Origin of the sequence: Escherichia sp. MOD1-EC5495 (assembly GCF_002965965.1) — a bacterium.
Taxonomy (GTDB): Bacteria; Pseudomonadota; Gammaproteobacteria; order Enterobacterales; family Enterobacteriaceae; genus Escherichia; species Escherichia ruysiae.
The window spans coordinates 42,812-56,956 of record NZ_PTRI01000012.1 but is presented as its reverse complement, the minus strand read 5'-3'; the positions used below and the strand labels follow the sequence as shown (position 1 = coordinate 56,956).

At 45.6% G+C, this 14,145-nt stretch carries 11 protein-coding genes and 1 pseudogene; 9 read left to right on the top strand and 3 right to left on the bottom strand.

Annotated features, from left to right (window positions below; translation table 11 throughout):
• Positions 1-221: 221 nt before the first annotated feature.
• A complete protein-coding gene (gene nanM / locus BEG40_RS11505) occupies positions 222-1,328 on the bottom strand; it encodes an N-acetylneuraminate epimerase (RefSeq protein WP_010349758.1) in 1,107 nt (368 codons plus the stop codon).
• A 19-nt stretch (positions 1,329-1,347) separates the two neighbouring features.
• A complete protein-coding gene (gene nanC / locus BEG40_RS11500; RefSeq protein WP_016159471.1) occupies positions 1,348-2,064 on the bottom strand; it encodes an N-acetylneuraminic acid outer membrane channel NanC in 717 nt (238 codons plus the stop codon).
• Between the two features lie 1,466 nt (positions 2,065-3,530).
• On the opposite strand from nanC, the gene fimB reads away from it, so the two are divergent.
• The 9 genes and pseudogenes from fimB (at position 3,531) to fimH (ending at position 12,285) form a co-directional block, all read left to right on the top strand.
• Positions 3,531-4,133: a type 1 fimbria switch DNA invertase FimB gene (gene fimB, locus BEG40_RS11485; RefSeq protein WP_105285440.1), complete on the top strand. Its 603-nt coding sequence runs from the start codon at positions 3,531-3,533 to the stop codon at positions 4,131-4,133.
• 478 nt (positions 4,134-4,611) lie between these two features.
• Positions 4,612-5,208, top strand: a pseudogene (gene fimE, locus BEG40_RS11480) (type 1 fimbria switch DNA invertase FimE).
• Positions 5,209-5,687: 479 nt separating this feature from the next.
• Positions 5,688-6,236: a type 1 fimbrial major subunit FimA gene (gene fimA, locus BEG40_RS11475; protein WP_000695573.1), complete on the top strand. Its 549-nt coding sequence runs from the start codon at positions 5,688-5,690 to the stop codon at positions 6,234-6,236.
• A gap of 66 nt (positions 6,237-6,302) precedes the next feature.
• Positions 6,303-6,842, top strand: a complete 540-nt coding sequence (gene fimI / locus BEG40_RS11470; protein WP_000831510.1) for a type 1 fimbrial minor subunit FimI — start codon at positions 6,303-6,305, stop codon at positions 6,840-6,842.
• A 36-nt stretch (positions 6,843-6,878) separates the two neighbouring features.
• Entirely contained in the window at positions 6,879-7,604 is a 726-nt protein-coding gene (gene fimC, locus BEG40_RS11465) for a type 1 fimbria chaperone FimC (RefSeq protein ID WP_000066582.1), read from the top strand.
• Positions 7,605-7,670: 66 nt separating this feature from the next.
• Entirely contained in the window at positions 7,671-10,307 is a 2,637-nt protein-coding gene (fimD, locus tag BEG40_RS11460) for a fimbrial usher FimD (protein ID WP_105285439.1), read from the top strand.
• Positions 10,308-10,316: 9 nt separating this feature from the next.
• Positions 10,317-10,847, top strand: coding sequence for a type 1 fimbrial adaptor subunit FimF (gene fimF / locus BEG40_RS11455; RefSeq protein WP_010353036.1), 531 nt, complete (start codon positions 10,317-10,319; stop codon positions 10,845-10,847).
• Positions 10,848-10,859: 12 nt separating this feature from the next.
• A complete protein-coding gene (gene fimG, locus BEG40_RS11450; RefSeq protein ID WP_016231563.1) occupies positions 10,860-11,363 on the top strand; it encodes a type 1 fimbria minor subunit FimG in 504 nt (167 codons plus the stop codon).
• Positions 11,364-11,382: 19 nt separating this feature from the next.
• Positions 11,383-12,285, top strand: coding sequence for a type 1 fimbria D-mannose specific adhesin FimH (gene fimH / locus BEG40_RS11445; RefSeq protein ID WP_010352630.1), 903 nt, complete (start codon positions 11,383-11,385; stop codon positions 12,283-12,285).
• 184 nt (positions 12,286-12,469) lie between these two features.
• Here the strand turns inward: fimH and gntP are convergent, their stop codons facing one another.
• A complete protein-coding gene (gene gntP, locus BEG40_RS11435; RefSeq protein ID WP_016159466.1) occupies positions 12,470-13,813 on the bottom strand; it encodes a gluconate permease GntP in 1,344 nt (447 codons plus the stop codon).
• Between the last annotated feature and the right edge of the window lie 332 nt (positions 13,814-14,145).

The following is a 14,145-nucleotide window of genomic DNA, read 5'->3' as shown; positions in this document are numbered from 1 at the left end:
CTGTGTAAATCTTGCCAGTTGTTTTATTCTGGAGTGAGGCGCATCTTCACTGTCTGGTAACGGGAGTCCTTCGCCATATGCCATGGCATTAGATTGACCGGCAACGGTAAGAACATAGTAATAATCGGGCGATGTTATCGTGTTCATATATATGCGTAATTGAAATGACAACGGGTGATGAGCCATTGATAGCAGGGCTCCTTTGCTGGAGCCCTGAAAAGTTAGTTTTGCACAGTAACTTTATTATCTTTCACAGAGAGTAGTACTGAGTCCGCTACAGCTTTGCCGCCCGTAGTTTCACCGCCAATAATCAATAAATTATTATTCCAGGGCAATGATACTCCGTAGGCCCGACCTTGCGACAGTTCGCCAGATTTCTCCCATTTCCCGTTATGCCAAAGATGAATATCGGCGCTATACGATTTTTTCAGACCTTCATGCGCATAGTTCTTACCGTTCTGGTAATTTTCCCGTGAACCTTTGAATCCGGCTCCTCCGGCAAATATAAGAGAGTCATTGCTAATACCTGCAAAACCGCCAGCTACGCCATCCGGTGAGGAGACGGGAGAAAGTTTATTCCATTTTATGCCATTGCCGGTGAAATCAAGCTCAAATACAGCATCAGTTCGCAGCCCTGGTTTTGCTTCGCCATTAATAAGCCAGGTTTTATCACCATTATTTACTACCGCCGCACCAGCCGTGCCGTACCAGGGGGATTCGCCAGCGTAACTCCATTGCTGTGTAGAGGGATCAAAAGACAACAGGAACTTATTAAAGAAATAATCTTCTGCTTTTTTGTCAAAATAGTGGGCATTGATTTTATCTATGGCCGCTGAATCTTTTCCAGCCTCCTTGAGATCTTCAAAATAGCCATTAAATATATTCTGGTTAACGCCGCCAGTAATATAGGCTTTGCCGTTGTGTACAAAGGTCACATGACCAGCCATGCCCATCGGTGCGTGCGACATTAATTTAACCCAGGTATTAGTTTTGGGATTATATTTGTGTACGTCGTTGAATACCTGAGTTAACCCCTCGCTGTTTTTACCAACACCGCCAAATACATATAAATTACCATCAATAAAGGCTGAGGTTGCTTGATCTCTCGCGCCAGCGGGGAATTCCGCCAGGGCTATCCATTTTTTATCTTTGGCTTGTGTATCCAGCTTGTACCATGCCGTACCTGCGCTACCTAAACCAATGTAGACAGTGTCATTATCAATTGCTCCAGTACCACTTTTAAATGGCACAGGAGTTTCCGGCAATACCGACGCGTTTGCGGCAAGTGAAGCCATCATGATAGCAAGTGCCGTTATTGTTTTATTCATTGTGACTGTCTCCTGTCTACTACAGTTTAAATGACACACCAATGCGATAACTGTTTTCCGATAAATTATCTCTGCCGTTGTAAACACCCTGACGGTCAAGGTAGTCATATTCTATGTATGGCGTAATATCAGGCGTCATATGGTATTGTAGAACAAATGCATTTTCCGTCGCCCATTTCTTATGGTTTGCATAGCGATAATCGTTTTGTTTGCTGTACAGCGTCGTTTGCCATGCGAAGGTGAAATCACTATTAATATTGTAAGTGACATATCCATCCCAACGATGAACGTTATCACGAGACATATCGCCAGATAAGTCTTGTTGCCGGTAAGCTTTCCAGTCGTAACGATAGCGAATGCCAAAATTGAGATCTTTTGTCGCATCCCAGGATAGTTTTACGTAAGGTCCGTAGCGTGTACCATTGCTGCTAAAATGGGTTAACATTCCAGGGCGCACGGTCCATTGATCATCAAGTTTAATCGCGTAATTAACTTCAACCTGAACATCATTTAATGCGGCATTTTCCTTTTTATTATCATGAATGGTATTCCAGGTATTACTTTCCATGCTTGCCCACCATCCATTTTTCCACCCCTCACTGACTTTGAGTCGAGTTTCATAGGCATGGCTTCCACTACGATATCCACCACGCACATCCAGTGTTGCAGCCTGAGAAATTAATGGTGACGAAAAGCAGAGTAATAATACGCCAGAAAGTATTTTAGCCTTTTTCATAAATTTCACTCATTTGTAGAATACAGAAAGTAATACGAAGTCCGAATAAACAAATAGCATTTATGTTATGTGCTCTTTTTTGCCAGGCTTATAGCGTCATTGGCCACGGATAATTATTTTTTTTGTATAAGGTCTCCTGTGAGAAATTGTTTTCCACATAATTTAAGATAAACAGAGATCTGGATTAAATACCTGAGTATTAAATCTATTCTGATGTTTAATTGATTTTAATGTTCGTAAGCTATTTCACTCACTAAATCTATCTTTAGCCAGTGTCATAAAATGGATTGTTTGTTGATCTCATTTTCATACTCCTTTCAGACTGAAGTGCTCTTTCATCACCCGATAAGGGAGGACGCCAGGGATGTTTGTATTAGATTGCGAGAGAGTCGTCTTATTTATCTCTTGTGTGTACCTTTATACCTGTTATACCAGATCAAAAATCACGCAATCCATACAACAAAACCAGATTTGCAATTCGCGTCACAAAATATGTCGATATTTTTCGAAGGTAAAGTGTTATGTAAGGCCAGATGGTCATTGTCGACTGCCTTCGTGAAACAGATGCTATGTCATTAACTCATTGTTTAATATTTATTTTTAATGGATGTCGACAGTGCCGGTTTACAAGCTAACTCCGAAAGCATGGTGAAAATGAGAGTTTATCCGCTATCCGATTGACAATAATTCTCACCATAAAATATGTTTTTACGTTCTGAGACTAAGGGCAACCTGGTATGTAGCAGAGGAGTTCCTGGCTCTGTCCTGGGCTGACTCGTTGATGTTCAGCACACTACAGGATGGGGGCAGTCAGTTATTTGCCGTATCGCCAGTAAAGAGCAGTGAGTAAGGAAAGATTAAGTTGAAGTAACATGCATATTTAATGCGAATGTAGATGAAAAAAGGTGCGTGCGAACTTCCCCTCATTTCTCTGGACAATACACGGTCTGGAAAGGGATGTAACAATCTCACAGTATGAGTTTACAAACCAACGGATAATAATGGCTAGGTAACTAAGCATTAGCATGATAATAGCCACCACAAAATTACGGAATTCCATTAAATAGCAATTTTGTGAAAAATTGAGTTGACTAATAATGTTATATGTGAGATGGCCTGTTGAACGAATATTAAATTTTGCTGAATTTTTTATGTTGATTTACTTGTTACAGAACATATCACGTGATATATAGATAAGATTAGTTACATTGATGATGAGGGTTATTATTAGATTCGTCTCAGATTGAAAATATATAAAAGACATATCATGCAAGAGCATAGCGTTTGTATGGCAAAATTATTATAAGTAGCTATCGCCATTCTATTTAAGTTCATTCAAAAGAGCTGGTTCACTTGCGTTAGCCATTAAGCAAACATTCGCTTTTATAAACATAATCAGGATTAAAATGTTGGATTATTGCTAACCCAGCACGGCTAGTGCGCGTCTGTAATTATAAGGGAAAACGATGAAGAATAAGGCTGATAACCAAAAAAGGAACTTCCTTACCCACAGTGAAATAGAGTCACTCCTTAAAGCAGCAAATACCGGGCCTCATGCTGCACGCAATTATTGTCTGACTTTGCTTTGTTTTATTCATGGCTTTCGGGCGAGTGAAATTTGCCGATTGAGAATTTCGGATATTGATCTTAAGGCAAAGTGCATATATATCCATCGATTAAAAAAAGGCTTTTCAACAACGCACCCGCTATTGAACAAAGAAGTTCAGGCTTTAAAAAACTGGTTGAGTACGCGTACTTCTTATCCACATGCTGAGAGCGAGTGGGTATTTTTATCACGCAAGGGGAATCCGCTTTCTCGTCAACAGTTTTACCATATTATCTCGACTTCAGGTGGTAATGCCGGGTTATCACTGGAGATTCATCCGCATATGTTACGCCATTCGTGTGGTTTTGCTTTGGCGAATATGGGAATAGATACACGACTTATCCAGGATTATCTTGGGCATCGTAATATTCGTCACACCGTCTGGTATACCGCCAGCAATGCCGGGCGCTTTTACGGCATCTGGGATAGACCCAGGGGTCGACAGCGCCACGCTGTTTTATAAAGATGGATGAGATGCCAAGGATGGTGTTAAAACCTACATTATTCTTACGATATATCAATAATAATTAACCATTTATTAATTGATGTTATTGTTAGTGTGATTCTTAATTATCATAATAAACATTAACTTAACTATATCCATACAAAATACAATGGTTTATTTTATTCAAAATAAACAAACAAAATCATTCATAAATTTACATATCACTTATATTCTTCTCTTTTTGCACTTTTTTTCTTTATTTTTTAAGCAACTGGAAGTTAATCCGGTGCAATCTATTGTTATATTGAATTAAATCAATGAAAATAGATGTTATCACATCAGTGATATTTTATTTTTGTATGATATTTAATGTAATTGACTGATAACCACATAACTTTGTGTGTGATTATCTTTTTATCTATTGGGCTAATTTTGACCGTTTGAGGTTTCCTATAGGTATTCATTCAAATATATCTCAGTCAGGAGTAATACTATTGTGAGTAAACGTCGTTATCTTACCGGTAAAGAAGTTCAGGCAATGATGCAAGCGGTTTGCTATGGGGCAACGGGAGCCAGAGATTATTGTCTTATTCTGTTGGCATATCGGCATGGGATGCGTATTAGTGAACTACTTGATCTGCATTATCAGGATCTTGATCTTAATGAAGGTCGAATAAATATTCGCCGACTGAAGAACGGATTTTCTACCGTTCACCCGTTACGTTTTGATGAGCGTGAAGCCGTAGAACGCTAGACCCAGGAACGTGCTAACTGGAAAGGTGCTGACCAGACCGACGCCATATTTATTTCCCGTCGTGGAAGCCGACTTTCTCGTCAGCAGGCTTATCGCATCATTCGTGATGCCGGTATTGAAGCTGGAACCGTGACGCAGACTCATCCTCATATGTTAAGACATGCTTGCGGTTATGAACTGGCGGAGCGTGGTGCAGATACCCGTTTAATTCAGGATTATCTGGGGCATCGAAATATTCGCCATACTGTGCGTTATACCGCCAGTAATGCTGCACGTTTTGCCGGATTATGGGAAAGAAATAATCTTATAAACGAAAAATTAAAAAGAGAAGAGGTTTAATATAACTTGTTGATAATAAAATGAAAAAATAAAGAAATACAAGACAATTGGGGCCATTTTGACTCATAGAGGAAAGCATCGCGCATGAACCTTTTCAGTTTATTTGTTGGATTTATATTCTGATATTACTTTAATTTATAGATTTTTATATTGAATGAGGTGGTTTTTGGAGAGAAGAATGAGGAAGTTGCTTCGAGACACAGAAACGTTATCTTTACGTAAAGTGGAGGTGATGTGAAATTAATTTACAAGATAAATAGTTTACATATCAAACAGTTAATTGGCTTTTGTCATTTTTTGATATTTTTATGCTTGAGAAAAAATACGAAACTTTTTTATGATATGGACAGTTTGGCCCCAAATGTTTCATTTTTTGGGGGGAAACTGTGCAGTGTTGGCAGTCAAACTCGTTTTCAAAACAAAGTGTACAGAACGACTGCCCATGTCGATTTATACGTAGATTTAAAAAGGAAAGCAGTATGAAAATTAAAACTCTGGCAATCGTTGTTCTGTCGGCTCTGTCCCTCAGTTCCACTGCGGCTCTGGCCGCTACCACGACGGTAAATGGTGGGACAGTTCACTTTAAAGGGGAAGTTGTTAACGCCGCTTGTGCGGTTGATGCGGGCTCTGTTGATCAAACCGTTCAGTTAGGTCAGGTTCGTACCGCATCGCTGGCACAAGAGGGGGCAACCAGTTCTGCCGTCGGTTTTAACATTCAGCTGAATGACTGCGATACCACTGTTGCAGACAAAGCCGCTGTTGCCTTCCTTGGCACAGCAATTGATGGAAATCATACCAACGTACTGGCTCTGCAGAGTTCAGCTGCGGGCAGCGCAACAAATGTTGGTGTGCAGATCCTGGACAGAACGGGTACTGCGCTGGCGCTGGACGGTGCGACATTTAGCGCACAAACAACACTGAATAACGGAACCAACATTATTCCGTTCCAGGCGCGTTATTTTGCAACCGGTACTGCAACCCCAGGTGCTGCTAATGCGGATGCGACCTTCAAGGTTCAGTATCAATAATCCACTCAGGTTTTAGGGAAGTCATTATGGGCAAGGATGCCCGCCCCCTGCGCGATAAGAATAACGATGAAAAGGACGAAATTATTTCTAGTAGCGTCGTTACTGCCGATGTTTGCACTGGCCGGAAATAAATGGAACACCACGTTGCCCGGTGGAAATATGCAGTTTCAGGGCGTCATTATTGCGGAAACTTGCCGGATTGAAGCCGGTGATAAACAAATGACGGTCAATATGGGGCAAATCAGTAGTAACCGGTTTCATGCGGTAGGGGAAGATAGCGCACCGGTGCCTTTTGTTATTCATTTACGGGAATGTAGCACGGTGGTGAGTGAACGTGTGGGCGTGGGGTTTCACGGTGTCGCGGATGGTAAAAATCCGGATGTGCTTTCCGTGGGTGAGGGGCCAGGAATTGCAACCAATATTGGTATTGCATTGTTTGATGATGAAGGAAATCTCGTACCGATTAATCGTCCACCAATACACTGGAAACGGCTTTACTCAGGCTCTACTTCGCTACATTTCATTGCCAAATATCGCGCAACCGGGCGTCGGGTGACTGGCGGCATGGCTAATGCCCAGGCCTGGTTCTCCTTAACCTATCAGTAATTGTTAAGCAGATATTGTGATAACAGGAACAGGACAGTGAGTAATAAAAACGTCAATGTAAGGAAATCGCAGGAAATAACATTCTGCTTACTGGCAGGTATCCTGATGATCGTAGCAATGATGCTTGCCGGACGCGCTGAAGCGGGAGTGGCCTTAGGTGCGACCCGCGTAATTTATCCGGCAGGGCAAAAACAAGTTCAACTTGCCGTGACAAATAATGATGAAAATAGCACTTATTTAATTCAATCATGGGTGGAAAATGCCGATGGTGTAAAGGATGGCCGTTTTATCGTGACGCCACCTCTGTTTGCGATGAAGGGAAAAAAAGAGAATACCTTACGTATTCTTGATGCCACAAATAATCAATTGCCGCAGGATCGGGAAAGTTTGTTCTGGATGAATGTAAAAGCGATTCCGTCAATGGATAAATCAAAATTGACCGAGAATACGCTACAGCTCGCGATTATCAGCCGCATAAAACTGTATTACCGCCCGGCTAAATTAGCGTTACCCCCCGATCAGGCCGCAGAAAAATTAAGATTCCGTCGTGGCGCCAATTCTCTGACGCTGATTAACCCGACACCCTATTACCTGACGGTAACGGAGCTTAATGCCGGAACACGGATTCTTGAAAATGCATTGGTGCCTCCAATGGGCGAAAGCACGGTTAAATTGCCTTCTGATGCCGGAAGCAACATTACTTACCGAACAATAAATGATTATGGCGCACTTACCCCCAAAATGAAGGGCGTAATGGAATAACGCAGGGGGATTTATTCGCCTGAATAAAAAGAATTGACTGCCGGGTGATTTTAAACCGGAGGAACAATGTCATATCTGAATTTAAGACTTTACCCGCGAAACACGCAATGCTTGCATAATCGTAAGCATTGTCTGGCTGGTTTTTTTATCCGGCTCTCTGTTGCCTGTGCTTTTGCCGCACAGGCACCTTTTTCATCTGCCGAACTCTATTTTAACCCGCGCTTTTTAGCGGATGATCCTCAGGCTGTTGCCGATTTATCGAGCTTTGAAAATGGACAAGAATTACCGCCGGGGACGTATCGTGTCGATATCTATATGAATAATGGTTATATGGCAACGCGTGATGTCACGTTTAATACGGGTGACAGTGAGCAAGGTATTGTCCCTTGCCTGACTCGCGCTCAACTCGCCAGTATGGGGCTGAATACGGCTTCTGTTTCCGGTATGAATCTGCTGGCGGATGATACCTGCGTGCCATTAACCTCAATGATCAATGACGCTACTGCGCATTTAGATGTTGGCCAGCAGCGGCTCAACATCACGATCCCTCAGGCATTTATGAATCAGCGCGCGCGTGGTTATATTCCACCAGAGTTGTGGGATTCAGGTATTAATGCCGGATTGCTCAATTATAACTTCAGCGGAAATAGTGTGCAGAATCGGGTTGGGGGTAACAGCCATTATGCATATTTAAATCTACAGAGTGGATTAAATATTGGTGCGTGGCGTTTACGCGACAATACCACCTGGAGTTATAACAGTAGTGGAAATTCATCAGATAGCAAAAATAAATGGCAACATATTAATACCTGGCTTGAGCGCGACATCATTCCGTTACGTTCCCGACTGACGCTGGGTGATGGTTATACCCAGGGCGATATTTTCGATGGTATTAACTTTCGCGGCGCACAGTTGGCCTCCGATGACAATATGTTACCCGATAGCCAAAGAGGATTTGCCCCGGTGATCCACGGTATTGCTCGTGGTACTGCACAGGTAACTATTAAACAGAATGGGTATGACATTTATAATAGTACGGTGCCGCCGGGGCCTTTTACCATCAACGATATCTATGCCGCAGGTAATAGTGGTGACTTGCAGGTAACAATTAAAGAGGCTGACGGCAGCACGCAGATCTTTACCGTACCCTATTCGTCAGTCCCGCTTTTGCAACGTGAAGGGCATACGCGTTATTCCATTACGGCAGGAGAGTACCGTAGTGGGAATGCGCAACAGGAAAAACCCCGCTTTTTCCAGAGTACATTACTCCACGGCCTCCCGGCTGGCTGGACAATATACGGTGGAACTCAACTGGCGGATCGTTATCGTGCGTTTAATTTCGGTGTCGGGAAAAACATGGGGGCATTGGGTGCTCTGTCCGTGGATATGACGCAGGCTAATGCCACACTTCCCGATGAAAGTCAGCATGACGGACAATCGGTGCGTTTTCTCTATAACAAATCGCTCAATGAATCAGGCACGAATATTCAGTTAGTGGGTTATCGCTATTCGACCAGTGGGTATTTTAATTTCGCTGATACAACATACAGCCGAATGAATGGCTACAACATTGAAACGCAGGATGGTGTTATTCAGGTTAAGCCGAAATTCACCGACTATTACAACCTCGCTTATAACAAACGCGGGAAATTACAACTCACCGTCACTCAGCAAGTTGGGCGCACATCAACACTGTATTTGAGTGGTAGCCATCAGACTTATTGGGGAACGAGTAATGTCGATGAACAATTCCAGGCCGGATTAAATACCGCATTCGAAGATATCAACTGGACGCTCAGCTATAGCCTGACGAAAAACGCCTGGCAAAAAGGACGGGATCAGATGTTAGCTCTTAACGTCAATATTCCTTTCAGCCACTGGCTGCGTTCTGACAGTAAATCTCAGTGGCGACATGCCAGTGCCAGCTACAGCATGTCACACGATCTCAACGGTCGGATGACCAATCTGGCCGGTGTATACGGTACGTTGCTGGAAGACAACAACCTCAGTTATAGCGTGCAAACCGGCTATGCCGGGGGAGGCGATGGTAATAGCGGAAGTACAGGCTACGCCGCGCTGAATTATCGCGGCGGCTACGGCAATGCCAACATAGGGTACAGCCATAGCGATGATATTAAGCAGCTCTATTATGGCGTCAGCGGTGGGGTATTGGCTCATGCCAATGGCGTAACGCTGGGGCAGCCGTTAAACGATACGGTTGTGCTTATTAAAGCGCCTGGAGCAAAAGATGCAAAAGTCGAAAACCAGACGGGTGTTCGTACCGACTGGCGCGGTTATGCCGTGCTGCCTTATGCCACTGAATATCGGGAGAATAGAGTGGCGCTGGATACCAATACCCTGGCTGATAACGTCGATTTAGATAACGCGGTCGCTAACGTTGTTCCCACCCGTGGGGCAATTGTGCGAGCAGAGTTTAAAGCGCGCGTAGGAATAAAACTGCTCATGACGCTAACCCACAATAATAAGCCGCTGCCGTTTGGGGCGATGGTCACATCAGAGAGTAGCCAGAGTAGCGGCATTGTTGCGGATAATGGCCAGGTTTACCTCAGCGGGATGCCTTTAGCGGGAAAAGTTCAGGTGAAATGGGGTGAAGGGGAGAATGCTCGCTGTGTCGCCGATTACAAACTGCCACCAGAGAGTCAGCAGCAGTTATTAACTCAGCTATCAGCCGAATGTCGTTAAGGGGACGTGATGAAAAGCAAACCTTTTTATCTTGTGTGCGCTTTTTTGTGGCTGGTTGCCAGTCACGCCAGGGCCGCAGATAGCACGATTACTATTCGCGGCTATGTCAGGGATAACGGCTGTAGTGTGGCAGCTGAATCAACCAATTTTACCGTTGATCTGATGGAAAACGCGGCGAAGCAATTTAGCAACATTGGGGCGACGACCCCGGTCGTTCCATTTCGTATTTTGCTGTCACCCTGTGGTAATGCGGTTTCTGCTGTAAAGGTTGGGTTTACTGGTGTTGCGGATAGCCACAATGCCAACCTGCTTGCACTTGATAATACGGTGTCAGCGGCCGCAGGGCTGGGAATACAGCTTCTGAATGAGCAACAAAATCAGATCCCACTTAATGCCCCATCGTCCGCGATTGCGTGGACGACCCTGACGCCGGGTAAACCAAACACACTGAATTTTTACGCCAGGCTAATGGCGACACAGGTGCCTGTCACTGCGGGGCGTATCAACGCTACGGCAACCTTTACTCTTGAATATCAGTAACTGGAGATGCTCATGAAATGGCGCAAACGTGGGTATTTATTGGCGGCAATGTTGGCGCTCGCAAGCGCGACGGTATGGGCAGCCGATGTCACCATCACGGTGAACGGTAAGGTCGTCGCCAAACCGTGCACGGTTTCCACCACCAATGCCACGGTTGATCTCGGCGATCTTTATTCTTTCAGCCTGATGTCTGCCGGAGCGGCATCGGCCTGGCATGATGTTGCGCTTGAGTTGACTAATTGTCCGGTGGGAACGTCCAGGGTCACCGCCAGCTTCAGCGGGGCAGCTGACAGCACCGGATATTATAAAAACCAGGGAACCGCGCAAAACATCCAGTTAGAGCTACAGGATGACAGCGGTAATACATTGAATACCGGCGCAACCAAAACAGTTCAGGTGGATGATTCCTCACAATCAGCGCACTTCCCGTTACAGGTCAGAGCATTGACGGTAAATGGCGGAACCACTCAGGGAACCATTCAGGCAGTGATTAGCATCACCTATACCTACAGCTGAACCCGAAGAGATGATTGTAATGAAACGAGTTATTACCTTGTTTGCTGTACTGCTGATGGGCTGGTCGGTAAATGCCTGGTCATTCGCCTGTAAAACCGCCAATGGCACCGCTATCCCTATTGGCGGTGGCAGCGCCAATGTCTATGTTAACCTTGCGCCCGCCGTGAATGTGGGGCAAAACCTGGTCGTGGATCTTTCGACGCAGATCTTTTGCCATAACGATTACCCGGAAACGATTACAGACTATGTCACACTGCAACGAGGCTCGGCTTATGGCGGCGTGTTATCTAATTTTTCCGGAACCGTAAAATATAATGGCAGTAGCTATCCTTTCCCTACCACCAGCGAAACGCCGCGCGTTGTTTATAATTCGAGAACGGATAAGCCCTGGCCGGTGGCGCTTTATTTGACGCCTGTGAGCAGTGCGGGCGGGGTGGCGATTAAGGCTGGCTCATTAATTGCCGTGCTCATTTTGCGCCAGACCAACAACTATAACAGCGATGATTTCCAGTTTGTGTGGAATATTTACGCCAATAATGATGTGGTGGTGCCCACCGGCGGCTGTGATGTTTCCGCTCGTGATGTCACCGTGACTCTGCCGGATTATCCTGGTTCGGTGCCGATTCCTCTTACCGTTTATTGTGCGAAAAGCCAAAACCTGGGGTATTACCTTTCAGGCACAACCGCAGATGCGGGCAACTCGATTTTCACCAATACCGCGTCGTTTTCGCCAGCACAGGGAGTCGGCGTACAGCTGACGCGCAACGGTACGATTATTCCAGCGAATAGCACTGTGTCATTAGGGGCAGTAGGGACTTCGGCGGTAAGTCTGGGATTAACGGCAAATTACGCACGTACTGGAGGGCAGGTGACTGCAGGTAATGTGCAGTCGATTATTGGTGTGACTTTTGTTTATCAATAAAAAAACCACAGGGCTTGCTAATGCTGGTACGCAATATTACGTGATGCGCTACGCTACCTACAAAACCTGCACGTTAGCCCTTTGTAGGCCAGATAAGACGCGTCAGCGTCGCATCTGGCATAAACAAGGCACACTTTGTCGACACTCCGAACTGAGCCTGCCATTGGCAGGCTCTGGTGTGCTTTTACGCTACCATGCTGATAATCAACACAATAATCAGCCCAACTACGGAGTTGACCAGCTCCAGCAGACCCCAGGTTTTCAGCGTGTCTTTTACCGACAGGTCAAAATAACCTTTAAACAACCAGAAAGATGCATCGTTAATGTGGGTGAGGGTGTTGGACCCCGCAGCCGTCGCCAGCACCAGCAGCGCCGGATTCACGCCAACCAGTTGACCGGTTGCCGGATCAAGGATTGCAGCACTGATAATCCCGGCGGCGGTCATCGCCGAAACGACACCCTGACCCGTCGCCAGACGAATTAGCACAGTGATCAGCCATGCCATGATGTAGGGCGAGATATTGCCGTGGGACATCAACATGCCGATGGTGTCGCCAATGCCGGTGTCGATGATGGTCTGCTTCAGCACGCCACCCGCACCGATGATCAGAATCACCATTGCAATACTCTTCACTGCGCTTTCAAAAGCGTTCATCACCCACTGCATGTCATGACCACGCGCGGTGCCAAAGAGTACGAATGCAACCACCATCGCAATAAACATTGCAATCGGCGAGGAACCGATAAAGTTAACCACTTCCCAGGCAGGGGTATCTTTTACCAGCCAGATATTGGCGATGGTGGTGGAGATCATAATGATCGCTGGGATCAGCGGCACCAGAATCGAGATGCCGAAAGAAGGCAGATTATTCATGTCTACCGGTTGATCAGCTTTCAGGAATGATGGCGTTGGGCGCTCAAGATTGCCGAGGAACTTCGGCAGGATCAGACCTGCGCAGATTACACTTGGGATCGTCACCAGCACGCCATAGATATAAACCATCCCCATATCCGCGCCATAAGCATTTACCAGCGCCACCGGACCCGGCTGCGGCGGGAACAGTGAATGTGCGGTGGTGGCAGCCGCTACTGCCGGAATAGCCAGTTTCAGGAACGGGATTTTAGCTTCGGCTGCAATCACGATCACCAGCGGTGCCAACATGATAAAGGCCACTTCATAGAACATCGCCAGACCGAAAATCAGGCCGATGATAATCACCGATATCTGAACATAGCGCAGACCGAGACGCGCCAGCAGCGTGTGCGCTATCTGGTGAGCCGCGCCAGAGTCGACCATCAATTTACCGATGACCGCACCGAATACCACGATGATCGCCAGTTCCCCCAGCGTGTTGCCGAAGCCTGCTTTCATGGTGTGCAGCAGCGACATTAAGTCCATACCCGCCAGCATCCCGACGGACAGAGCAGCCACCAACAAAGCTACCATCGAGTTGATCTTGAACCTCAAATTCAGTACCAGCATCAGGCCGATACCGAAGACGACCCAAAGAATGTTAAGCACATGCATAAAGTTTTACCTTACCTGGTTGAGCCATTGTTATTTTGGGCGACATGTTATGTAAATTGGTCAACCATTGTTGCGATGAATATCACATACCCTGATCAATAGCCGTTGTTTACCCTTTGCTGTAATTTGCAACAACCGGCGGGAGAGTAGATTTCTTGTGATGTGGTTAACCAATTTTAGAATCCGGGTTGACATGTCTTACCAAAAGGTAGAACTTATACGCCATCTCATCCGGTGCGACGCCACGGCTGTGGTCTGGTTGTTCATCCGGATACCTAAACAACTCCGGGGTTCCGCGTCTCTTCGCTGTGGAACCCACTATGTGAAAGAGG